The following is a 22,655-nucleotide window of genomic DNA, read 5'->3' as shown; positions in this document are numbered from 1 at the left end:
ATCAGGCAAGCTCGCCCAACTGGTTTTTAAGCTCGTCAAGCGCTACTGCGAGCTTTTCCTCAAGTTCGTCCGAAACAACTTTCTTCTCTTTTATCTCCGCAAGATGCTGAGGATGCTTCGATTCCATGAAAGAAGAAAGCTCCCTCTCGTATTTTCTCACTGCGGATACCGGATAGTCGTCAACATAGCCGTTTGTAACTGCAAATATGATCAGGATCTGCTTTTCAACCGCCTGTGGTTCGTACTGATCCTGTTTGAGGGCTTCGACAAGCCTGCTTCCGCGGGCAAGCTGGTTCTGTGTTACCCTGTCAAGGTCGGAAGCGAACTGCGCAAACGCCTCGACTTCCCTGTACTGGGCAAGCTCAAGCCTCAGTGTTCCGGCGATGTTTTTCATCGCCTTTATCTGAGCGCTTCCTCCCACCCTTGAAACCGAAAGACCGACGTTAATGGCGGGTCGCACACCCGAGTAGAAAAGATCGCTCTCAAGGTATATCTGCCCGTCGGTGATGGAAATCACGTTCGTGGGAATGTAGGCGGACACGTCACCCGCCTGGGTTTCGATTATCGGAAGCGCCGTAAGGGAGCCGCCTCCGTCCTCGTCTCTCATTTTGGCGGCGCGCTCAAGGAGCCTCGAGTGAAGATAGAAAACATCTCCGGGGTAAGCCTCGCGTCCCGGCGGTCTCTTTAGAAGAAGCGAAAGCTGGCGGTAGGACCACGCGTGTTTCGTCAGATCATCGTATATTATGAGCGCGTGTCGGCCGGTGTCTCTGAAATATTCTCCCATGGCACAGCCGGAAAAAGGAGCGAGGAACTGAAAAGGAGCCGGAGTGCTGGCCGTGGCGGAAACTATTGTCGTGTACTTCATGGCGTCGTGCTCCTTGAGCTTATCGACTACCTGAGCCACGGTTGACTGTTTCTGTCCTACGGCAACGTATATGCAGTGAACATTCTCTTCTTTTTGGTTTATTATCGTATCGATCGCGATAGCGGTCTTTCCGACCTGACGGTCTCCCAGAATAAGTTCTCTCTGGCCTCTTCCTATCGGTATCATGGAATCAACGGCCTTAAGTCCCGTCTGAAGGGGCTCGTTTACCGACTGGCGGTAAATAACTCCGGGGGCCTTCACCTCGATCTGCCTTGTTTCAGCGGCGGCTATTTCTCCGAGACCGTCAATCGGTCTTCCGAGAGCATCGACCACCCTTCCGCCGAGAGCGTCTCCGACAGGCACCTCGGCGATGCGTCCCGTTCGCTTTACCATTCCTCCTTCGCTCAGGTGGGAATCCTCTCCGAAAAGAGCGACACCGACATTATCCTCTTCAAGGTTAAGAACAAGTCCGGTGATTCCGCCGTCAAACTCGACGAGCTCTCCCGCTACCGCCTGATCAAGACCGTAAACCCTAGCGATACCGTCGCCGACGGAAATAACCGTCCCGACTTCTTCGGTATCAACTTTCCGTTCATAGCCCTTTATCCTGTTTCTCAGAATCTCGCCTATACTCTCTGCTCTTAGTTCCTGCATTACTAGCTCCTTTGGAATTATTCGGGTCAGGACGGAGAAAGAACGCCTCTTATTCTCTCAAGCTGCGTCCTGACGCTGTTATCGTAAACCTTGTCACCCACCTGGGCTTTTATTCCGCCTATCATGGAAGGATCAACCTTAAGCGACACCTCAACCGTTTTTCCGGTCGCCGCACGAAGCGCCGCACTGAGTCTCTCGACGTCGTTTTGACTAAGATCTCTGGCCGAGGTAATTTCGGCCGTTACTTTTCCAACCGCTTCGTCAAGTCTCGCGAGCACGGCTTCCCTTGAGCCGAGAAGCGCCGAGACTTTTCCCATCTCCAAAACCAGCAGAAAAAATCTTCTCGTAATCTCAAGAGAAGACACCGCCTCGAGGAAATCCCCCAAGACCGCCTTTTTCTCCTCTATCGAAAACACCGTGCTTAAAAGAACATCTCGAAGCTCGCCCGAATCGGCGACCCGCTCAAAGAAACTCCCCATATTGGCTCTTACACCCGAAAGTTCGCTTTGATCCGCCGCGGAATCCACAAGCGCCGAGACGAGATCTCTCAGTGTCGCAACTGTTGCCATTTTCCTTCCTCAATCATTTTTACAAAATCGTCGACCGAATCGGTCGTAAAATCCGTGTCCACCCGCTCCTTTATCATCTTTTCGGCAAGCGCAAGCGCCGAGTCGACCACTTCGGACTGTATCTCGGAGACCGCCTTTGTGGTCTCAAGACGAATCGTGTCCTCAACCTCTTTTTTTATCATCTCGCAGCTTTTCTCCGCCGCGGAGACAAGCTCATCCCTCTCATTTTCACCCTGTTTTCTTATATTTTCCTGAAGAGCTGCTATCTCCGAGGCGACCGCGTCAAGTTTCGCCGAGTATTCCTCAAGCGTTATTTCGGCCTGCTCGGCAGCAGCAGCAGCACGGTCCACCTCCGAGCGGAGTCTTTCCTTCCTGTTTTTCAGAAAAGACAGAAAAGGCTTTCTGATAAGATATATGATAAGGGCCATAAGAAGACCCAGGTTAAGGGCATGTTTTATTACGAACGCCCAGTTGAAATGGCTATCCAATTAGTGGTTCCCCCGGAAAATTAAGATCCGCAGTCGGCATCATCCCTACGCCCCCTTCCTCAAGACACGGTTGCTTATCTCCGCCGCAAGCGATTCTATCTCGCCCTGCAGATCCGCCCTTATCTTCGCAGTCTCGCTCTCAAGAGTCCCTCTCGCGCCCTCGAGTTCCGCCTGGGCGGCCTCCCTCGCCGAAAGAAGCATCCTTGAAGATTCACCCTGCCCCTGCTGGCGGAGTTCGTTTCTTGTCTCGGTAGCCTGTACCCTCGCCTCAGCGATTTTCTCGTTGTACTCGGCAATAGCACCCTCGGCCTTGCGAGTCATCTCCTCGGCTTCTCTAAGCGTGCCCGCGGTAAGTTCCTCTCTTCTGTCCCAAACCCCGATAAGCGGGCGGAACACGAGCCTGTTCAGCAGAAAAAGCCCTACCAGAAAAATAACAAGTTGGATTATCAGGGTTTCATCGACACTCAGCATGTTCTCAGCGGCATCTGCCGAAGGAACAACCGTCAGGGCGAAGATCGCAGCATATAAAAATGTCCTAAGACCGTAGAATCTCATGATTAACCTAGCTTCAAGATTATTTGCTAGACCGTGCTTTCGGTCGACTCATACTCCTTGCTTTCGTTTTCGAACATCCATTTTAAAAGCGGAGGCACTATAAAGGTTGTCAGTATTACCATAGCCGTGACGGCGGAGAAAAGATCGGTTTTGAAAACGCCGTACGCAAGACCGATCTTCGCGAAAATAAGCCCAACCTCACCCCTTGGGATCATTCCGACGCCAATTATACTTTTTCTCACGTCTTTTTCATAGACCACGTAACCGCTCGCGTACTTACCTATAACCGCCACCACGAAAAGAATTAAAGCGATTGATATTACCATAATATTTTCAGATACAAAGGGGTTGAACACAGAAACATCCACGGCGGCACCCACCATCACAAAAAATATGGGAGTAAAAAAGTGCGAAACGGGTTTCACTCCTCCCTCTATCGTTTTGAACTGATCAGTTTCTCGAAGAACCAGACCGGCCGCAAACGCCCCGACTATTGGGGCAAGAGAAAAAAGATTTGAACAGTACGCATAGACAAAGCAGAAGGCTATTCCCATGATCCAGACTAGATTGCTCTTATCGATCCGGGCGAAAAACTCGAAAATTCTAGGAGCGATAATCCTGCCCAGAAGTATTGAAACGGCGAGAAAACCGAAAGCTTTAGCTGTTATAAATGAGATCGAGGAGAGGGTCAGCTGCTCTGTTCCACCGCCCGATTGAAAAGAACTCACTATGCCGCTTACGACCCCGAGAATAATAAGCCCGATGACATCGTCTATTATAGCTGCGGTAAGAACTATTCTGGCCTCTTTTGTCTGGAGCTGGTCAAGGTCCGCTAGAACCCTGGCCGTGATTCCAACGCTCGTGGCGGTGAGCGTTGCACCCATTACTATGGCCACAAGCCCGACCATACCGGCTTCAAGATTGAGTATCGCGAACTTCTGGAAATAAATTACGCAAAAATATCCCAGTACAAACGGAAGCACCACACCGACTATGGCTACTAGCGCCGAGACCGGACCCACTTTTATCAGATCTGCAATCCTGGTCTCAAGACCTATCTCGAAAAGAAGAAGGATAACCCCTATTTCAGCCAGCAGGTGAAACACATCGTATCCGACCATGCCTTCTGTAGAAGGAATGAGCGCCAGAACACTTGCGCTCAGAACTACCCCGGCGAGAAGTTCCCCGAGAACCGAGGGCTGTCCGATTTTTTCTGCCAGCCGACCGAAGGCCTTGGCGAAAACAAGGATTATCAGGAGATAAAGGATGAAATTTTCTACTGATAAATGCTGTACGTATTCCATTGTCTCATCTTGGGGAGATTTGAGGGTTCTGTCAGATTAAAAAGCAGTTTACTATCACAAAACGGGCACACTGTCAAAAAGATTTGCCTGCTCTTACAAAATCTCGGGAAATCCGATCGCTACGATACAACCGGCGCACGACGAATATTCCAAGTTCTCACCCCAGGTGATCCCCACATATCAGCTTAGTGTTAAAAGAACTTTGCATTTTCCGAATTTACCGACATATTTCCCCGTTTATGAAACCATTTAGAAAAACGAAAATAATCTGCACCGTAGGCCCCTCCACAAGTTCGTACGAAATGCTGATGAAAATGTACGAGGCGGGTATGGACGCCGTGCGCCTCAATATGTCGCACGGCACTCACGAAAGCCACCTTGAAGTAATCAAGACGGTGAAATCCATAAACAGGGAAGTTGGAGACTCAATCGCCCTGATACTTGACACTCAGGGACCGGAGATCAGAACCGGGGTTCTGCAAAGCGACCTGCATATAAACCAGGGAGATGTAATTACAGTGTCCGTAAGACCTGATGACGTTGAGGAGTCTTCAATTCATATCAATTACGAAGATATTATCAACGAAGTTCAGATAGGAGAGAAAATAACCGTGGACAACGGTCTCATAAACCTTGAAGTGCTTGAGAAGGACCACGGAACCATGAAATGCAGAGTTATCGACGGCGGAACCATGAAGAGCAAACGCCATGTCAATCTGCCCGGGGTAAAAGTCAATCTTCCTTCAATAACGGACAAGGACAAGGCGGATATAGAGTTTGGAGTCAGAAACGAAGTCGATTACATAGCCCTTTCCTTTGTGAGGGAAGCACAGGATGTTCTGGAACTCAGAGAACTGCTGGGAGCCGACGGAGAGGGAATTAAGGTCATCTCTAAGATCGAGGACCAAGAAGGGGTGCGAAACGTAGAGGAAATCGTCGAGGAATCGGACGCGGTTATGGTTGCTAGGGGAGATCTCGGTATCGAGATGAGCATTGAGGAATTGCCGGACGTACAGAGAGTGATAGTCGGCAAATGCCAAGAGAAAGGCAAAAGAGTGATAGTCGCCACCCATCTTCTCGAATCAATGATCGATAACCCGATTCCTACCCGGGCGGAAGTAACGGACGTCTCAAACGCGGTCTACGAGGAAATCGACGCACTTATGCTCTCGGGTGAAACAACAACCGGAAAACATCCCATAAGGTCAATAGAGCATCTCGACAAGATAGCCCTAAAGGCGGAAAGTCTCACAAGTCTGCAAATGGGCAAGCTTCTTGTTAAGCAGGATCTCAAGCAGCATATAGCAGCTTCAGCGGTTGAACTCGCTGAATCAATTGACGCCAAATGCCTGATCGTAATAACGAAAAAAGGACTAATGGCTCAGCTGACAACCAATTGCAGGCCTGCCAAGACAACTATTCATGCGGTAACCTTCGATAGCAGAATAAAACGGCAACTGTCTCTGAACAGAGCCGTAATCGCGCATCGCATGGATGAATCCGAGGATCCCGAGGGAAGGATCCAAGAAGCATTCGAGCTTCTGAAGAGAAAACGGGTACTAAATTTGGGGGATCAGGTCGTGCTTGTATCCGACGTTATCACGACTGCCGGCATAGATTCAATCCAGTTACGAGAAATAGGATAAAAACCCTTAATTCCGCCTAAAGCATAATCGCGCACACAGCCGTAATAATAAACGCACCGATAAAATTAAGCACTACCCCCTTCCTCGCCATCACCCTAGCCGGGAAGGCTCCTGTACTGAATACCACAACGTTCGGCGCAGTGGCAACCGGAAGCATGAACGCGCAGCTTGCGCTCATCGCCGCGGGTACCATAAGCAGAGCCGGTTCAATGTCCATCGCCATCGCGGTAGCAGCCAGAATCGGCATCATCAGAGTTGTGGTTGCGGTATTGCTTGTGAGTTCCGTGAGAAAAGTAATCGCAAGGCAGATAATGGCCAGTATCAAAACGATGTGCAAAACACCAAGACCGGAGAGAGCTTCGCCAAGCGCGATGCTTAACCCGGACGAGATAAAAGCCTTTGCAATCGCGATACCGCCACCGAACAAAATGAGCATTCCCCAAGGGATGTTGCTTGCGGTATCCCAGTCAAGCAACCTGCCTCCCTTGCCGTTTGGGACAAGAAACATCACTATGACGGCCGTAAGCGCCACGCTGGCATCGGTCGCTCCAGGAACTCCAAACCAAGTTTTCCAACCACCGAACGGCTCGCTACGCGTCATCCAGGCAAGCGCCGTGAGTAAAAACACGGCCAGCACGCGCACCTCGTGAGCACTCCACTTCCCCACTTCCGGCATAGTGAAGCTTCCTGAACCGCTAAGATGCCGAGTTAGGTAGAACCCGATTATGGGGACGAAAATCACGACAACCGGAATTCCCCAGCTCATCCAGGTGAGAAACGGGATTTCCACCCCGGTATTCTGGAAATAAATCTCGCTGAATACCAAGTTGGGAGGAGTTCCTATTGGCGTCCCGATCCCTCCGACACTCGCCGCGTGTGCTATGCCGAGCAACAGCGGCACCGCTAGCGTTTTGTCCTTGGCTTTTTCCAGCACAGCTATGGCCACGGGGAGCATCATAAGAGTGGTGGCGGTGTTTGAAATCCACATGCTTAGCACCGTTGAGGCGGCCATGAAACCAAACACCAGCCGCCTGTTGCTTGACCCCCCGAAAAAATTAACCATGGTGAGCGCTATGCGCCTGTGGGCTCCGCTGCCCGCCATTGCCGTCGACAGTATGAATCCGCCGAGAAGGAGCAATATTAAGAGGAGCCCCGTAGGATTCGCTGATTTCCCTCGGAGAAAGAACACCCAGAATCGGAAACAGTGCAAACGGCAAAAGGGAAGTCACCGGGATCGGCACGGGTTCAAAAATCCACCACACCGCACATACGGCGGAAACCGCAGCAGTCCAGCACGCATCACTCCCCCACCCAAGGGATTTTAACGTGAAAAAAAGAATTGCGCCCAAAACTGGACCGGCGACGAGAAAAAAAAGAGGAAGCCCGCTGGTCGGAAACTGTTTTTTTCCGCACATCTCAGCAATCCACGTCTCTTAGCACCTTTTCTATCTCGTAACCCGCGGCGATGGTTGCAACCTTGGAAACAAGATCAAACGCCGATGGAATCCCGTTTGCGAAAGAGTCTTCACACGGCAGAAACTCCATCCCCTTTGAATTAAGGTTCTCAAGTTCGCCCCGAAGAGGGTTAACCCTGTAGAACATCCCCGCCACCTGGGATTCGACAAGGTAAACGACGGGCTCGCCGACAAGACCGTCCCCGACGCGAAGCGATGTCGGCACACCCTCCTGTATGACCACGTCCCGAACAGGCACTCCCCCTTTTGAAACCCGCATTCTCTTCCTGTCGCGCGAGTTCATCCCTAATATGCTTTGCGGGTCGCTGACGCTAGCAACGGCCATGCCGTAGGTCCCAGAATTGCTTTTAACGAAAAGCGAGGGCTCGTAGTCTATGCCTCTTTTCGAATACTCGTCTTTAACTATTGAAAGAATTTCTCCGGCTTTTTGGGAAACCCGCTCCCTGTCCTCGGGAAAATCGAAATCTACCCCGCTTTCCAAGACGGTTTCAACCGACATCACCCAGGGATCCACCTCCAGTATCTCGGCAAGTTCGCTACAGAGACGATTATAAAACTCAAAATGCACGTCCTTTTTTCTCGCATGCCATCCTATTTCAACGGGCGGCAAGACGGGCTGGCGCAAATTGTGCAGGGTTTTCGGACACTTCTCCGAAAAATCGTTGTTTATCATTATGATATCGGGCACGAATCCGTCTATCATCGCCGAGCCTTCCTCCTGAAAAACCCGCTTCGCCTCGATTACCTGACCGCTTGCCGAACTGAACGAGACAGTCTCCCTTCGAAATTCCTCGTTCGCAATGCCGACGCACACCTCGTAGCCCTGGTCCTCCAAAACGGACTTTATTACCCAGACATTTTCCCAGTAGTAGGCGTTTTTGGTGTTGAGCTCGGGAACCAAAAGGATTTTTTCAGCACTCGGGTACTTGGAAAAAAGATATTCCCTGAAAAGCTTCCCTGCGTTTTTCCTGAATCCCGCAGAAAGGTTGTTGAAGCCTGCGGGAAAAACGTTGGTGTCTATAGGGGCAATCTTATGCTCGGAGAAACGCAGGTCAACGGAGCTGTAAAGCGGTACCATCACCTTCTCGCAATGAAACTCTATCCAGCGGGAAATCTCCCCGCGTTTGCTAGCGATATTTCTTTCAAGCTGCTCTATAAGCATCGTACGCCAGATCAGGCCCTCACGACGAAAGTTCCGCAGAGACGGTCGCTGAGAGTCTTACGTTGCGGGTCAAACACCGAAAGCGCAAAACCCGTGAAAACAGTGGTCACAGAAAAAATCCAGCCGACCCATCTGAGCAAATTCGTCTGAAACCCGGCAGCAGAGCCATCCCGCATCACCACGCGGATACCCGCAAGCGAGTTTCCAAGAGTCGTCCCGCACCAGGAGGGAAGAAAAATGAAATACGTGGTCGCCAGCACGTAAGCAGAAAGACATACCCACCCCCATATGGAAACAAATTCTCCGAAGCCCGGGAAAAAAGTTTCCCCGATGAGATTCGCCCCCGAGAAAAGCGCGGCTGCGGCAACGCAAAGAGTAAACAGAAAATCGACGGAAAATGCGAAAAGTCTCTCCCCGAAAGCCGCGGGAACCATCCCGTGGGGCAGGAGCGGTGGACTCTCTTTTTCTATTTGATCTTCCTGTTCCTGCTGCTCTTCTTGCTCCGTGATCTCCTCGCCCAGATCTCTTTCAAAAACAAGAAAATCCTCAAGTTCACCTTCGGGCAACCCTTCGTCTTGAGGATCGCTCGCAGGGCTGAGTTCAAACATCGCCCCAACTGTCTTGACCCCGGCTAGAACATCGTCGGCAACGGGCTGCACGCTCCTTTCAATAACCACCTCCGTGCTCAACTCGTCTTCATAGAGATACTTGAAAATAGGTACGGGAGACAGGGCGGCCCCGCATTTCTTGCACTCCTCAAGATAATCAAAGCTCGTGTAGCCGCACTCAGGACATTTCATGGTCGGAACCCCGCCAAAGCTACATCCCGGAACTTTCAGACTTCAGGGAAAGTCGATAATCCACGGCGTTTCTAATCGCTTTCATGTTGGCCCCTCCCGAAATCACGAAGCCGTCAACCACGAATGTCGGAGTGCCGCTTACCCCGATCGATCTGCCCTCATCCATTTCCGAAGCGACCCTCCGCTTGGTTTCCTCGGATTCAACACATTGATTGTATTTTTTCATGTCGACCCCGAGTTTGCGCGCCATCTCGGCAAAGGTCTCTTTGGCGTCGGCAACCTTTATTTCTCCCTGCTTTTCGAAAATAGTGTCGTGGATCTCCCAGAATTTGTCGTTTGCTTGGTCATACACGCAAAGAGAGGCGATCGAGGCATCCTCGGCCCACTTGTGAAACGAAAGCGGGAACTGTTTGTAAAACAATCTGACTTTGCCTTGGTAGTCCTTGAGAAAGTCTGCGACCTCGTTTGCGGCCTTGGCACAGTAGCCACATTGAAAATCCGAGTACTCAACCACGGTTACCTGGGCATCAGGATTTCCTTTTGAAGGAACATTCTCAAGGGAGATCTTCTGGGCGGTCTCGGCTGCTGGATCTTTGTCGAGATTTTCAAGCCTGCCGACCATTATTGTTTTGCGGTCTCCTGAAACCAGAATCGGAACCTGTCCACCTTCTGAGGCAAGAGACCCTTGCTTGACTCCCTTAACACCCGTTTCCTCCATCTCATTCACCTTTACGATGGGCGGGTTGCCCATTATCAAAAACTTCCCGTCACGACTTACAAGAAACGGGAAGCTTCGACTTTTACCGTCAGGAAATCCGACTTCGTATTTGCCCTCCTTGAATTCTCTCATCTCAGAATCTTTCCCTTTAACCGCCTTTACCGTAAAACCAGATGGAAGATAAACCCCATAGCGGTTCTTGAAGTGGTACTCAAGTTTTCCGGGGTCAACATTATCGAGCGCAAAGAGAGTCGCGGGGGAAAGAAAAACTGCCGCCAGGATCGTTAAAACAGCCGTTGCAAAAACAGACTCTCTCGCCTTTCGGGAGAATACTTCTTTTCTCATTTTGTGGAAACTCCTTGCCAGTTATGATTCGCCGAAAACGGCGGCGAAGATATGGTCTATGTTTTTTAGATCTTCTTCAAGTTCAAAACACGAATCGATCTCTTTGTCCGAAAGGATACCCGTTATCTGCGAGTCGGTTTTCAGCAGGTCCCGAAAATCCTTTTGTTCCTCCCAGCACTTCATGGCGTTTCGCTGCACGAGCAAGTAGGCCTCCTCCCTTGAAAGGCCCTTTTTTACAAGTTTAAGGAGAATCTTCTGGGAAAAAACAAGTCCCCGGGTAATCCAGATGTTGCTCTCGAGTTTGTCGGGATAGACCCGCAGGCCCTCGATCAGGCCGCAGAGTCTCTCAAGCATGAAATCAACAAGTATTGTTCCGTCGGGACCTATGACCCTCTCGACGGAGGAGTGACTTATGTCCCTTTCGTGCCAGAGAGCTATGTTTTCAAGAGCTGCGGCAGAGTGGGATCTTACTATCCTTGAGAGTCCGCAGAGGTTTTCCGAAAGCACAGGGTTTCTCTTGTGCGGCATTGCGGAAGATCCCTTCTGCCCCTCGGTAAAAGGCTCTTCCATCTCTCCTACCTCGGTTCTCTGGTAATGTCTTATCTCGGTAGCGATTTTCTCCACCGAAGCCGCTATGAGAGAAAGACAGAGAAAATACTGCGCGTAAATGTCTCTTTGTATCACCTGCGTCGATATTCCCGCAGGACGGAGCCCAAGCAGCTCGCATGCGTAACGCTCAACCTCCGGAGTTATATTGGCATAGGTGCCGACGGCGCCCGACATCATCCCCACGCTCACGGCGTCCCGCGCTGAATTCATTCTCTCAAGGTTTCTTCTCATCTCGTCATACCACAGGGCAAACACCAAGCCCAGAGTTCTGGGTTCGGCGTGTATGCCGTGGGAGCGCCCGATCATCGGAGTATCCTTGTAGTCAAACGCCTTTTTGCGGAGAGTCCCGAGCAGTTTCTCAAGACCCCCGACTATCAGTCCGCCCGCATTGCGAAGCTGTATAGAAAAAGCGGTATCAAGAACATCTGAAGAGGTCATTCCGAGATGAATGAACCTCGAATCATCTCCGACGTACTCGGAAACGCAGGTGAGAAAGGCCAGAACGTCGTGTTTAAGTTCCCTTTCAAGCTCGGCAATTCTTTCTACGTCAAAGGCGGCTTTTTTCTTTATGCCGGCGAGAGAGTCGGCAGGGATCTCCCCGTAGTGCGCCCACGCTTCGCACACGGCCAGCTCCACCTCGAGCCAGGTGCGGTAGCGGTTCTCGTCCGACCATATCCGCGACATTTCCTCTCTGGAGTACCTTGAGATCAAATCGTTATAACCTCCCCGGCCGCGCTTCGCGGAGCCACAGCCAAAGCAACACGGCCTTCAGCACCTCTTCGGCGCAGAACTTCAAGCGAGCACCCAAGCGCCATCTCGGGAGTGTTGTTACTCGCACTTAGGTGCGCCAGCAGAACGTATTTTAACCCGTCGTGCAGAACATCGCCCAGAAGGGATGCTGACTGATCATTCGACAGGTGCCCGTGCCCCCCGCTTATTCTCTGCTTGAGGTACGGCGGGTAGGAACCCGAAAAAAGCATTTCCCTGTCATGATTCGATTCGAGCACTAGGGCGTCGCAGTTTTTAAGGCTCTCCCTCACAAGCGCCGTAGGTTTCCCTATGTCGGTAACTATGCCTACCTTGACGCAGCCATCGGTTACGGTGAAACCGACCGGATCGATGGCGTCGTGCGCCACCGAGAAGGGAGTAAGGGTAAGGTCGTTTATACGAAACGGCTCTTCTGAGTTAAATTCCCTCAGTTCCTCTATCCCACCATTGGGCAAATGTGAAGTCTTGGCGCCGTTTCCGTTACTGCGTCCGTTTCTTTTTCCTTCCCAGAAACCAACAGTTTCACCTGACACGTAAACAGGCACTGCGGACATTCTCCCGACAGCTCTTGAGTGGTCCTCGTGCTCGTGCGAAAGCACCACAGCGTCAAGATCGGACACGACTATACCCATATCCCCGAGACTCCGCGAGATCCTTCGGAAGCTAATTCCCGCGTCAATCAGTATTTTCGAGTATTTCGACTCAAGATAAAGCGAGTTGCCAGAACTGCCGCTGGCAAGAGTGCAGAATTTCATCATATTTCGTCCACGCGAAAACCCGGCTGTGTGGAAAATCAAAAAAACCGGTTCATTTCGCCCGGAATACAATAATTATAACTGACCAGTAGAAATCGGTGAAAAACCGCCGACCGTATCCCCAAGCCCGCAACGGAGAACTTGTTAAAACTCAAGCCTTCATATATTCTATAGTTTGCTCCCTCGGAAGGGCCGGATTATTAATGAGACTCTCTATTACACTTTCCATAGCGTTTGCACTTGTTGCGTTTGCCCTCGGTCCCGACTACCTTTCTCTTTCCCGCTCGGTTCTCACGGCCGTCGGCTGCGGGATATTCGCTTTTGTGGTTCTTGCGGGTTTCCGGATGCTTTTCAGGAAAATCTCGCTTCGCCAGGCACTCGGAATGTCAGTCGGAATGCTCACAGCCACTTTCATATACCTTGCGGTGCTCACTATTCTTAACAGCTTTCCGTTAGCCGGGCCCCTGCTTCCCCATGTAAAAGCGGGAATCTTCCTGCTTCTCCTTTGCGTAGGCGCGGTAATAGGTTTTGACAAAACCTCCCTTGCCACGGCAGCATCCGACTCGTTTTTCAGGCAGCCGGAGGCACTTGCCCCGAAAATACTTGACACGAGCGTCATAATAGACGGGCGCATCGCCGACATCGCCGAAACGGGATTTCTCCAAGGAGAACTAATAATACCCAAATTCATCATCCAGGAACTTCAGTACATAGCGGATTCCTCGGACCCCGCAAGAAAAACTCGCGGCAGAAGGGGGCTTGACATCATAAACAGGATGCAAAACGACATCCCCTCGATAAGCGTCAGCATCACCGATCATGATTTCGAACACATAAAAGACGCGGACATAAAACTCATTGAACTCTCGAAGAAATTGAACGGAATACTGGTCACCAACGACTACAACCTAAAGAAGATCGCCGATCTCGAGAAAATCACCGTGCTTAACATAAACAACCTGAACCACGCTCTGAGACCCGTTGTGGAGCAGGGGCAGACAATAAGAATAAGCCTCGTGAAACCCGGAAAGGAACAGCATCAGGCAGTCGGCTATCTCGACGACGGAACAATGGTGGTAACGGACAACGCCTCAAGGCAGATAGGAAAAGACGTGGACGTTTCAGCGAGAAGCATGGTTCAGACACCGACCGGAAGGATAGTTTTCGCAAAACTGAAAAAAGAGGGCTGACCCTGTGAGTACCCCAAAAGTCTCAGCCGTAGTGGCGGCCGCCGGTCTTTCTAAAAGATTCTCCACTCATGGGAAAAAGCAGTTCGCCGCACTCGGCGGAAAACCTCTTTTTACCTACTGCCTTTCGACTTTCGAGTCGAGCGGACTCATAACAAGCGTAGTGGTCGTAGTGCCCGAGGACGAAATTTCGCGCTCAAGGGAACTGCTCGAGAGCTTCGGGTTTGAAAAAATCACCTCGATAGTCGCCGGGGGCGAAAAAAGGCATGTATCCGTAAGAAACGGTTTTCGCGCCACACCACCGGACAGTGACATGGTGCTAATTCACGATGCTGCGAGACCTTTCGTTGATAACGACACGATCAAAAGAGTCATAGAGGGATGCGCCCGCACAGGCGCTTGCATATGCGCCGTTCCCGTTACGGACACGTTGAAGCGGGCACATGAGCCCGGACCGTTTATTTCGGAAACGGTTCCAAGGGAGAAACTCTGGAGAGCCCAGACTCCGCAGGCTTTTCGCCGGGAGATACTCGCGGAAATCTATTGCTCAGACGGCATCGCGGATCTTGACGCGACCGACGAATCGGCGCTTGCCGAAGCGAAGGGAATAAGGGTAAGCGTGGTAGCGGGAGACGACCTTAACATAAAAATCACAACCGCAGCCGACTTCAAAATAGCTCAGCTTATCGTAAGCAAAGGAGAAGTGGTCAATGTACAGAATAGGAACGGGGTTTGACGCGCACGCGTTTTGCGAGGAAAGAGCGCTCATACTGGGCGGCGTTGAGATTCAGGGCTACCGGGGGCTTGCCGGTCATTCCGACGCTGACGTGCTTTCCCACGCGGTTGCCGACGCTATTTTGGGAGCTATCGGCGAGGGAGACCTGGGAAAACACTTTCCGCCGAACGACCCAAAATACAAGGATGCTTCAAGCCTCTCAATTCTCTCCCGGGTCGCCCGGATGATGGCAGGCAAGGGCTACCGTATAGAAAATATTGATTGCACGGTGGTGTGCGAGGAGCCAAGAATTTCTCCTCACTCATCCGCTATGGAGGAGAAAATCGCCGATGCCCTAGGAATTTCGAGCGACGCCGTAAACGTAAAGGGAACTTCAGCCGAAGGCCTGGGTTTTACAGGAAGAAAAGAAGGTATAGCAGCCATGGCTTCAGCGTGCCTAAGCCCGGATCCACCGAAACCATAATTCTTTGGAAAAGCTCCTTTCCGCTCTTGCAACTCAAGAGTTGGTGCAGATTCTCCGACAAAAATCAGGTTTTAATGCCTCTACATCTTGCTATCGAGAAAATTCCTGAATGTGGAAATGTTGCTCTCGCGGGCCTCGGGCACAGTTCCCGTGAACACAATTTCTCCCTCGTAAAGAAACGCTATCCTGTCAGAAACCTCGTAGGCGGTGCCTATGTCGTGGGTAATGACGACCCCGGTTATCCTGAGCCGGTCTCTCATGCTCTTTATCAGCTTGGCAATCCTTTTTATATTGGGAGGATCAAGACCGGTCGTGGGCTCGTCGTAGAGAAGAATCTTCGGACGGGTGGCGATTGCTCTTGCAAGAGCCACTCTTTTTTTCATCCCTCCGCTCAGTTCCCCGGGGTACTTGTCTTCGATTCCCGGAAGATCGACCAGTTCGAGGTTTCGGGCAACTGCTTCTTTTATCTCCTCAGGGGGAAGATCCGAGTTTTCAATCAGGGGATAAGCTATATTCTCCTCCACGCTAAGCGAGTCAAAAAGGGCGGAACCCTGAAACAGCATACCCGTTTCCTTTCTTATTTTCACAAGCTGCTTCTCGTCCATCTGCACAGTATCCTCTCCCAGAACCACGACCTTTCCGCTGTCGGGTTTAACGAGACCGTTTATCTCCTTTAGCAAAACGCTTTTCCCGACTCCACTCTCCCCCAAGACGGTAATGATCTCTCCGCTTCTTACGGAAAGATTTATTCCCCTGTGAACAACCTTTCCGTCAAAGGACTTACACACGTCCGTCATTTCGATTATGTTTTCCGACATGGAAACCTCAGGAGTTTAAATTTACTTTATCGTAACTATATGTAAAAACGGGGGACAATTTTTGGCATAATCTACTGCAGAGAGTAAATTATATAAGACTGTGAAGATATTTTGGGGTTTTGCATTATCCGGCGAAGCTTCCAGACCCAAGAAGGCAGTGGGGGAATGCGAGAACTGGTTTCGCTGGACTTGCCCAAAGAGATTCCAGATTATTCTTTTACGGAATGTTTAACTTAAGGGCTTGACATTTTACTGAAACTGTGTTATTCTTATACCATCTTAGGAGGTTAAACACAGTAAACAGTATAAAGGTTATAGAACACTTTGCCAATAACGATGATGCCTGCACGGACTACCTATGCAAGCTCCGCTGGGACAAGGAACCTGCCTGCCCCTACTGCGGAAGCATCAAGACGGGCATAAAGGCAAAGGAAAAAGGGAGACGCAGAAGGCTTGCTTGCTACGATTGCGGTAATTCCTTCTCTCCGACCGTAAACACAATAATGCACAAAACCAAAATTCCGCTTTGGAAATGGTTTTTGGCAATATCCCTGCTTGCCGAAGCAAAGAAATCAATCTCAAGCCGTCAGTTATCACGACATCTTGGAATAAGCGTTCCTTCGGCTTACAGGCTCTCACAAAGGATAAGAAAAGGCTTACTCGGTATGCGTTCTCCGATACTTCAGGGAATCGTAGAAATAGACGAAACCTATATCGGCGGAAAACCCCGTCATCAAGGCCCCGAAAACATCCGCAAGAGGGGCAGAGGGACGGACAAGGCGATGGTTGTAGGCATGGTTGAACGGAAAGGCAGGGTGATAGCCAAGCCGGTTGCCAAAGGGCAATACAGGCAAGGTTTCGTAAGAAACATGATACTTGAGAATGTAAAGCTCGGAGACAGTGAAATACACACTGACGAATACCCGATCTATAACAGGATCGGAGCTCTTGCCCCGCACAAGAGGGTTAATCACTCGGCTAAGGAATATGTGAAAAACAAGACTGTTCACACTAACAGCGTGGAAGGCTACTGGTCTCTTGTAAAGCGGGCTTGGTATGGAACGCACCATAACTACACAGTCAAGTATCTTCCCCTCTACATTGCGGAATCGGTGTTTAAGTACAATGCCCGAGAAGAAAAGCCGGAAGTTGTTTTTGATGCGATGCTCGGAGCGGTGGCGGGGCGTGTATAACTTCATAGACCTGTTTGCGGGCATAGGCGGTTTCCGGGTGTCAATGGAAAGGCTGGGAATGAAGTGTGTTTTTTCTTCAGAGATAGACGAACACGCTCGGATGGTTTACCAAAGAAATTTCAATGACAATCCCAGGGGCGATATTTGTGAAATCAATGCCCGGGAGATACCTAAGCATGATATTCTCTGTGCCGGTTTCCCCTGTCAGAGTTTCAGCATAGCCGGAAAAAAAGGCGGTATGGATGACCGCAGGGGGAGGCTCTTTTATGAAATCTTGCGTGTAGTGGAATATCACAAGCCGTTAGTGCTTCTGCTTGAGAATGTACGAAACATCCTTACAGTGGACGGCGGAGATGTAATGAAAACGATTGAAGCAAGGCTGGACGAGGCGGGTTATTCCGTTCACTATTCCCTACTTGACGCAAGCGATTACGGCATTCCCCAGAAAAGAGAAAGGGTCTATTTCGCTTGTGTGAGAAAAGGTACTGGGTTGCGGTATAAAGAACCGAAACCCGACCGCAAAGATATATTTCTAAAGGATGTGCTTGATGATTTTGTGGATGAGCGTTTGATAATCCGAAGGGATGACATCACGATTGAAAAAGATGGTGAACCCGAACCTGCACACAAGCCGATCAGAATAGGACATCTTAACAAGGGTGGGCAAGGTGAGAGAATATACCATCCTAACGGACACGCCATTACGCTTGCGGCGGATAGTGGCGGCGTAGGGTCTAGAACAGGCTTATATCTGGTTGACGGCGTGGTAAGGCGGTTGTCTATTTCCGAGTGTAAGAGGCTTATGGGTTTTGATGTTAATCATGTTACCGATGTTGGAGCGAGAGGCTACAGGCAACTTGGCAACGCCGTTATTCCCGACATGGTAACAAGGGCTTATGATAGCATAGTGATATGAGAGGGAACAGAAACGCATACAGGGGAAGCAATGTGGAGATACTGTTCAAGAACAGTGTAGGCGACCATCCCCGCGTGATTAAGACTATACAAGACGCTTTCGGCATTGAGGGAAGGTATCTGATATCAATGCAGACAGGCGGAGAAACGGCAAAGTGCGATGTGAAAATGAGCTTTGCCGGAGACCGGACTATGGACGCCAATGTGAAGGCTTACAAGGGCAAGGGATACAATCAGGTAACTCGAATGCCTATTGATACCTTTGCCGAGAGGTTTGACCTGTCGCAAGCGGAGAGAAGCGAACTTAAGGACTTGGTATTGTCCAAGAGCGCCAACACAAAATCGCTTTTGTTTCCTCAAGAGACAAGACAGAGATGGAAACAGATTTTTGAAGTGCGGGCAAAGCGGATAGTTTCTAATGCTTTCTCCGCTAACCCCTCAAGAGAAATCCTTGTGCTTTATGATGCGTGTGAGAGCGTCATGCGGATATGGAAAATGAAGGATGTTCTCAAGCTGATAGGCTCGGACATCCAGTTTACAAGCCGAGGCGGAAATATCATGATAGGCGGTTGTATCGTGTTTCAGAGGAAGGGCGGAAACGGACAACGGGTTAAGCTGGCAAAGACGGATCCAAAACATCCCGGGAACGATGTACAAATCAAGCTGGATATAACGAGGTTTCTAGGGCTTTTTGATGAGAAAAAAATTACGAATTACAAGATTTAAAAGCCCTTAAGTTAAACATTCCGTTCTTTTACAGCCTCAATTGTTTTTATAAAGGTGCAACCTATTTCAGAATTGTAATTCAGGAGGGGGTATTATGAAGAGCTTTCGAGGTTTTGTAATCACATTAGGCGTGATGTTTGCTATGATAACTTTTTTCCCGGGCATTTCCGCTTTTGCCGATGGATCCCATGACGATCCTCAAACAACGGCTAGCGAGGCGGCTTCTGCTAGCGATGAACCTACAATGAAAAGCTTTGTATTGCACGCAAAACGGCACATGGATGAGGCCGTTGCGGGAGGACGTGCCGAGCTTTCGGCTTTCAACAGGCAAATGAGAACGCAGGAAACATGGAACAGTGATTCTGTATACCTGATTACAATTAGCAAAAGTGGTGGAACCATAATAAATCATGGAATCTATACCAAAGACTTGTTTGGAAACTCCATAGCCGGTCTTGAGACTGTACGAGAGCTCCTTGCCAAGCTTGAACAAGTCGCTCCGGGGGAAGCAGCTTGTGTCCAGTACGGAGATATGGATAGGTGGAGTTGCGCAGTTCAATATGACTCTATCAACCGAGAGTTAAAGGGCATCTTAATCGGTGGTTTTAATCATGCAAAGGACGACCCGGCTATAACACCCCCTGACTGTCCAGATTATGAACCTGCTGTAACGGCCCAACAGGTAAACGAGAGTGGAGCAGACGAAGACTTGAGGGACTTTGTAAAGGAGGCGATCAAGAGAATTGATGGTTTGCTAAAGCTAGAGCAGACACCACAAGGTACGCAGGGGCTCCAAGATGCCCTTAATAAGGCGTCATGTCTGGGAAGAGGACATTGGAAGGAAGGCTCCATATACCTCTTTATCATGGCTAAAATAGGGAATAGAGCTCCTTTTGTGATCCTTAACGGAAACAATCCGGAGTTTACGGGGAGTCCTTTTGAGAATATCCTTGACGAGGATGAAGTTGACATCGGTGCCGAGATTCTTAAAGTTGCGGGAGAGCACGGGGAGTCGGGTTTTGTCAAGTATAAATGGGACAATCCGACTATAGAGGAAGACGATGTTGATATGGAGGGGAGATCACCCGGAAGATCGCTTAAGACCAGTTATGTTGAAGCGGTGACATTCGACCACCGGCCGCGAACAGTTTTCATTTTTGGTTCCGGAACTTATGAACCGTTCGAGCCGGATGGCGCTGGCGACATGGATAGTGATGGTGATGACGGATGCGCCATTGCGGGGACGGACAGCAAGCCTTGGAGTGCTGTTTTTAACCTGTTTTTGGTAGTGTTCTCAATCTGTATTGCGTTTTGGTGGAGAGACCGGTCAAAGAAGTAAAGCGAATTTTCCGGCTAGAGTCTCTCTGATTCCGTAAGAAAGACGGTTAATTCCGGCGGTCCCATTTTATCTGTTCCATCTTTTCGACCGCTTCTTGGCTTACGGTCGAAGACATGTTGCCACCATTTTTACGTACATAGAGACAAGTGCAGGGTTGCTGGGAGAGTCTGAGTCAGGCTGAATGGAAACGTATCTATATTCATTGCAAAACGGCGGTTAATTCAATTTACTTCCAGTACCCTTCTGGTCAGGGCGATTCCACGCTATGCTTGGTCAGTGATTTAATCGTAAATTCACAGGAAGTTAAAAAGAATCGCTGACTTTTTCCCTCCGAAGCTGGTATAAACAGTAGACATGGGTTTCGTACTGTCAGCCTCAAAGGCTGGGTTTCCGCAGTTCAATGCGCGGGAGGTTGTCGTGAGGGTCGCACGTACTGACGAAACAGGCAAAAAGAGCAGCCTTTCGGTAGAAACTGCCCGTGTCCAGGGTCTGTGGACTCCCCGGCTTGGTATGCTTCGGAATTCGCTAACAAGCATAGGATTCCCCTGACATTCTGGTATAATCTACTTGCAACTGTCCGCAGTTGTATATATAATCCCAAATTCGGCTTTTTATTTCGAGAGATTAAAAGGAGAGGAAAATGGCGCACGAATTACCTGATCTTCCTTATGATCATGACGCTTTGGAACCGCATATAGACGCGGAAACAATGAGAATACATCACTCAAAGCATCATCAAGGGTACGTAAACAACTTAAACGCAGCGCTGGAGAAACATCCGGAGTTGGCGGACAAATCGCTTGAGGAACTGCTCGGCGATCTTGACTCCGTTCCCGAAGACATAAGAACCGCGGTAAGAAACAACGGCGGAGGGCACGCGAATCACAGCCTTTTCTGGCCGTGCATGGCTCCCGGTTCCGGAGGAACGCCTTCGGGTGAGCTTGCCGATGCCATAGATTCCGCGTTCGGAAGCTTCGACGCTTTCGCCGAGACATTCTCCAAAGCAGCCGCCACCAGATTCGGAAGCGGCTGGGCGTGGCTTTGCGTGGACGAGGGCGGAGGGCTCGTGGTAACATCCACCCCAAACCAGGATAACCCGGTTTCCGAGGGACTGAAACCCATTCTGGGCCTCGACGTCTGGGAGCATGCATATTATCTGAACTACCAGAACAGAAGGCCCGACTACGTGAAGGCGTGGTGGAATGTGGTGAACTGGGAACAGGTTTCGGAGAACTTCGCCGAGGCGAAGTAATTCCCGCGAAACCGTACTTGGAAAAAAAACGCTTACATTTTAGCACGAAAAATCTTATAATTCCCTAATAGGGATGGAAGGTGCTAATTTTCATTGCCCGCTCGGGCTTTGAAAACCTTTTTTGTTACCTCCGTTTTTCAATCAGGGAATTGGTGAGAGAGTAAGGTGGACATTAAATACAAGGATTTTCAGGATAATGCGGAACACGACTCTGGGTTTGAATCCTATGATGTTGACGACGACATCGAGGAAAACGAAACCGAAGAGAGTTTTGACAGCTCGGACGAAGAGGAACTGAAACCCAGGGGGAAGGACAAAGAGAAGGACAAATGGATCCCCGATGAACAGCTCCGGCTTCTTTACGTCTACTTTAAGGACATGGCCGTTGAGCCTCTTTTCGCCGCGAAACAGGAAGTCGAGATATCCGCGAGAATCAAGATGTGCGAAATCAGGATGGCCAAGGTTCCCAAGAGCATTGAAAAATACGAGAAAATCCGCACAAGAAAAAACTCGGCCAAGGCGCGTGCGATAGCACACAGAATAGCGGTCCTGCGCGCTATGGAGAGAATTTACGTCGACTGGGCACTCAAACTCAAGCAGAAGTTCGTAAAGGCCAACCTGAGACTCGTAATAACGATTTCGAGAAGGTACATGAGCAGAGGCCTGCCGCTTCCGGATCTCATCCAGGAAGGAAACCTAGGTCTAATGCGCGCGGTCGAAAGATTTGATTACACAAAAGGCTACAAGTTCTCCACCTACGCCTCATGGTGGATACACCAGGCCATACTCAGGGCCCTGCAGGGACAGACCAGGACCATAAAGGTCCCTGTCTACTTGCTTGAGCAGGCAAACAGGGTTTACAAGACGAGTGCAAAGCTTAGCAAGGAAATGGGAAGAAAGCCGACGCCCAAGGAAATAGCCGAGGCTTCGGGAATCTCAGCAGAGGTTATAAACAGGATTCTCAATTCCACAAACGACGCCATAAGCCTCGACACGCCGGTTCTCGACGGGGAGAAGACCACGCTTCTTGATTCGGTCGCGGATAAGGAAGCTAAAATCCCCGACACGATAATAGCGAAGATGTCCCTTGCGGAAAAACTGAAGGAAGCTCTTACCCTTCTGAATCAAAGAGAAGAGGAGATCATCAGGCTTCGCTTCGGCATAGGACGCCAGAGCACCTACACTCTCGATGAGATCGGCAAGAGATTCAATCTGACCAGGGAAAGGATAAGACAAATAGAAAAAGCCGCCCTCGGGAAACTCGCAAGTTCCGGCGTGAGAAAAGACCTAGAAAGCTTCCTCAAGCAGTAGAG

General features: G+C 50.0%; 21 protein-coding genes and 1 pseudogene. 10 read left to right on the top strand and 12 right to left on the bottom strand.

Translation table 11 applies throughout. The features are described 5' to 3' along the window. Position 1: 1 nt before the first annotated feature. The 5 genes from F4Z13_05130 to F4Z13_05110 are packed head-to-tail and all read right to left on the bottom strand — an operon-like array spanning position 2 to position 4,435. Complete coding sequence (locus tag F4Z13_05130; protein MXZ48620.1) at positions 2-1,519, bottom strand: F0F1 ATP synthase subunit alpha; 1,518 nt, start codon at positions 1,517-1,519, stop codon at positions 2-4. Between the two features lie 26 nt (positions 1,520-1,545). Next, positions 1,546-2,088 carry an ATP synthase F1 subunit delta gene (gene atpH, locus F4Z13_05125; GenBank protein MXZ48619.1) on the bottom strand — a complete coding sequence of 181 codons (543 nt, stop codon included), beginning with the start codon at positions 2,086-2,088 and terminating at the stop codon, positions 1,546-1,548. Continuing rightward, entirely contained in the window at positions 2,067-2,576 is a 510-nt protein-coding gene (locus F4Z13_05120; GenBank protein ID MXZ48618.1) for an ATP synthase F0 subunit B, read from the bottom strand. Before F4Z13_05120 ends, atpH begins: the two co-directional genes overlap by 22 nt. Positions 2,577-2,621: 45 nt before the next feature. Further along, the gene (locus F4Z13_05115; protein MXZ48617.1) at positions 2,622-3,131 is read right to left on the bottom strand and encodes an ATP synthase F0 subunit B; all 510 of its coding nucleotides are present in this window, start codon (positions 3,129-3,131) and stop codon (positions 2,622-2,624) included. Between the two features lie 26 nt (positions 3,132-3,157). Next, positions 3,158-4,435 (bottom strand): cation:proton antiporter, encoded by a 1,278-nt coding sequence (locus tag F4Z13_05110; GenBank protein ID MXZ48616.1) that lies wholly within the window; start codon positions 4,433-4,435, stop codon positions 3,158-3,160. A gap of 239 nt (positions 4,436-4,674) precedes the next feature. On the opposite strand from F4Z13_05110, the gene pyk reads away from it, so the two are divergent. Next, on the top strand, positions 4,675-6,081 hold the full coding sequence (gene pyk, locus F4Z13_05105) for a pyruvate kinase (GenBank protein ID MXZ48615.1): 1,407 nt from the start codon (positions 4,675-4,677) through the stop codon (positions 6,079-6,081). 16 nt (positions 6,082-6,097) lie between these two features. Here pyk and F4Z13_05100 read toward each other — a convergent pair. The 6 genes and pseudogenes from F4Z13_05100 to F4Z13_05075 all read right to left on the bottom strand — a co-directional run bounded on the left by F4Z13_05100 (position 6,098) and on the right by F4Z13_05075 (position 12,716). Next, positions 6,098-7,496 (bottom strand): annotated as a pseudogene (locus F4Z13_05100) (SLC13/DASS family transporter). 1 nt (position 7,497) lies between these two features. After that, positions 7,498-8,718 carry a glutamate--cysteine ligase gene (gshA, locus tag F4Z13_05095; protein ID MXZ48614.1) on the bottom strand — a complete coding sequence of 407 codons (1,221 nt, stop codon included), beginning with the start codon at positions 8,716-8,718 and terminating at the stop codon, positions 7,498-7,500. An 11-nt stretch (positions 8,719-8,729) separates the two neighbouring features. After that, a complete protein-coding gene (locus F4Z13_05090; GenBank protein ID MXZ48613.1) occupies positions 8,730-9,518 on the bottom strand; it encodes an RDD family protein in 789 nt (262 codons plus the stop codon). Between the two features lie 19 nt (positions 9,519-9,537). Continuing rightward, entirely contained in the window at positions 9,538-10,581 is a 1,044-nt protein-coding gene (locus F4Z13_05085) for a DsbA family protein (GenBank protein MXZ48612.1), read from the bottom strand. 21 nt (positions 10,582-10,602) lie between these two features. Further along, positions 10,603-11,901 carry an adenylosuccinate lyase gene (locus tag F4Z13_05080; protein MXZ48611.1) on the bottom strand — a complete coding sequence of 433 codons (1,299 nt, stop codon included), beginning with the start codon at positions 11,899-11,901 and terminating at the stop codon, positions 10,603-10,605. Beyond that, the gene (locus F4Z13_05075) at positions 11,898-12,716 is read right to left on the bottom strand and encodes an MBL fold metallo-hydrolase (protein ID MXZ48610.1); all 819 of its coding nucleotides are present in this window, start codon (positions 12,714-12,716) and stop codon (positions 11,898-11,900) included. Before F4Z13_05075 ends, F4Z13_05080 begins: the two co-directional genes overlap by 4 nt. Before the next feature lie 200 nt (positions 12,717-12,916). Here F4Z13_05075 and F4Z13_05070 point away from each other — a divergent pair, with 200 nt between their 5' ends. From F4Z13_05070 to F4Z13_05060, 3 genes are read left to right on the top strand one after another with little or no spacing between them, the layout of a single operon-like run. Further along, a complete protein-coding gene (locus F4Z13_05070; GenBank protein ID MXZ48609.1) occupies positions 12,917-13,903 on the top strand; it encodes a PIN domain nuclease in 987 nt (328 codons plus the stop codon). Positions 13,904-13,907: 4 nt separating this feature from the next. Next, a complete protein-coding gene (ispD, locus tag F4Z13_05065) occupies positions 13,908-14,636 on the top strand; it encodes a 2-C-methyl-D-erythritol 4-phosphate cytidylyltransferase (protein MXZ48608.1) in 729 nt (242 codons plus the stop codon). Beyond that, positions 14,611-15,099 carry a 2-C-methyl-D-erythritol 2,4-cyclodiphosphate synthase gene (locus tag F4Z13_05060; GenBank protein MXZ48607.1) on the top strand — a complete coding sequence of 163 codons (489 nt, stop codon included), beginning with the start codon at positions 14,611-14,613 and terminating at the stop codon, positions 15,097-15,099. Before ispD ends, F4Z13_05060 begins: the two co-directional genes overlap by 26 nt. An 80-nt stretch (positions 15,100-15,179) precedes the next feature. Here F4Z13_05060 and F4Z13_05055 read toward each other — a convergent pair whose 3' ends face one another. After that, complete coding sequence (locus F4Z13_05055) at positions 15,180-15,917, bottom strand: ATP-binding cassette domain-containing protein (protein ID MXZ48606.1); 738 nt, start codon at positions 15,915-15,917, stop codon at positions 15,180-15,182. Between the two features lie 260 nt (positions 15,918-16,177). Between F4Z13_05055 and F4Z13_05050 the strand changes: the two genes are divergently transcribed. From F4Z13_05050 to F4Z13_05025, 6 genes are all read left to right on the top strand, one after another. Next, positions 16,178-17,110 (top strand): IS1595 family transposase, encoded by a 933-nt coding sequence (locus F4Z13_05050; protein ID MXZ48605.1) that lies wholly within the window; start codon positions 16,178-16,180, stop codon positions 17,108-17,110. Further along, on the top strand, positions 17,103-18,026 hold the full coding sequence (locus F4Z13_05045; protein ID MXZ48604.1) for a DNA cytosine methyltransferase: 924 nt from the start codon (positions 17,103-17,105) through the stop codon (positions 18,024-18,026). The genes F4Z13_05050 and F4Z13_05045 overlap by 8 nt, the downstream gene beginning before the upstream one ends. After that, complete coding sequence (locus F4Z13_05040) at positions 18,023-18,751, top strand: hypothetical protein (GenBank protein ID MXZ48603.1); 729 nt, start codon at positions 18,023-18,025, stop codon at positions 18,749-18,751. The genes F4Z13_05045 and F4Z13_05040 overlap by 4 nt, the downstream gene beginning before the upstream one ends. Before the next feature lie 94 nt (positions 18,752-18,845). After that, positions 18,846-20,090, top strand: coding sequence for a hypothetical protein (locus F4Z13_05035; protein ID MXZ48602.1), 1,245 nt, complete (start codon positions 18,846-18,848; stop codon positions 20,088-20,090). A gap of 640 nt (positions 20,091-20,730) precedes the next feature. Beyond that, positions 20,731-21,342: a superoxide dismutase gene (locus tag F4Z13_05030; GenBank protein ID MXZ48601.1), complete on the top strand. Its 612-nt coding sequence runs from the start codon at positions 20,731-20,733 to the stop codon at positions 21,340-21,342. A gap of 165 nt (positions 21,343-21,507) precedes the next feature. Beyond that, positions 21,508-22,653: a sigma-70 family RNA polymerase sigma factor gene (locus F4Z13_05025; protein MXZ48600.1), complete on the top strand. Its 1,146-nt coding sequence runs from the start codon at positions 21,508-21,510 to the stop codon at positions 22,651-22,653. Positions 22,654-22,655: the final 2 nt, after the last annotated feature.

Source organism: Candidatus Dadabacteria bacterium (assembly GCA_009837205.1).
Lineage (GTDB): Bacteria > Desulfobacterota_D > UBA1144 > Nemesobacterales > Nemesobacteraceae > Nemesobacter.
The sequence above is the reverse complement of the archived record's forward strand: the minus strand, read 5'-3'. Positions and strand labels throughout refer to the sequence as shown.

Coding starts and splice junctions, on each gene's coding strand:
- F4Z13_05035 (MXZ48602.1), top strand. CDS start 18,846: ATGAAGAGCTTTCGAGGTTTTGTAATCACATTAGGCGTGATGTTTGCT.
- pyk (MXZ48615.1), top strand. CDS start 4,675: ATGAAACCATTTAGAAAAACGAAAATAATCTGCACCGTAGGCCCCTCC.
- F4Z13_05090 (MXZ48613.1), bottom strand. CDS start 9,518: ATGAAATGTCCTGAGTGCGGCTACACGAGCTTTGATTATCTTGAGGAG.
- F4Z13_05075 (MXZ48610.1), bottom strand. CDS start 12,716: ATGATGAAATTCTGCACTCTTGCCAGCGGCAGTTCTGGCAACTCGCTT.
- F4Z13_05110 (MXZ48616.1), bottom strand. CDS start 4,435: ATGGAATACGTACAGCATTTATCAGTAGAAAATTTCATCCTTTATCTC.
- F4Z13_05085 (MXZ48612.1), bottom strand. CDS start 10,581: ATGAGAAAAGAAGTATTCTCCCGAAAGGCGAGAGAGTCTGTTTTTGCA.
- gshA (MXZ48614.1), bottom strand. CDS start 8,718: ATGCTTATAGAGCAGCTTGAAAGAAATATCGCTAGCAAACGCGGGGAG.
- atpH (MXZ48619.1), bottom strand. CDS start 2,088: ATGGCAACAGTTGCGACACTGAGAGATCTCGTCTCGGCGCTTGTGGAT.
- F4Z13_05030 (MXZ48601.1), top strand. CDS start 20,731: ATGGCGCACGAATTACCTGATCTTCCTTATGATCATGACGCTTTGGAA.
- F4Z13_05115 (MXZ48617.1), bottom strand. CDS start 3,131: ATGAGATTCTACGGTCTTAGGACATTTTTATATGCTGCGATCTTCGCC.
- F4Z13_05040 (MXZ48603.1), top strand. CDS start 18,023: ATGAGAGGGAACAGAAACGCATACAGGGGAAGCAATGTGGAGATACTG.
- F4Z13_05060 (MXZ48607.1), top strand. CDS start 14,611: ATGTACAGAATAGGAACGGGGTTTGACGCGCACGCGTTTTGCGAGGAA.
- F4Z13_05130 (MXZ48620.1), bottom strand. CDS start 1,519: ATGCAGGAACTAAGAGCAGAGAGTATAGGCGAGATTCTGAGAAACAGG.
- F4Z13_05070 (MXZ48609.1), top strand. CDS start 12,917: ATGAGACTCTCTATTACACTTTCCATAGCGTTTGCACTTGTTGCGTTT.
- F4Z13_05055 (MXZ48606.1), bottom strand. CDS start 15,917: ATGTCGGAAAACATAATCGAAATGACGGACGTGTGTAAGTCCTTTGAC.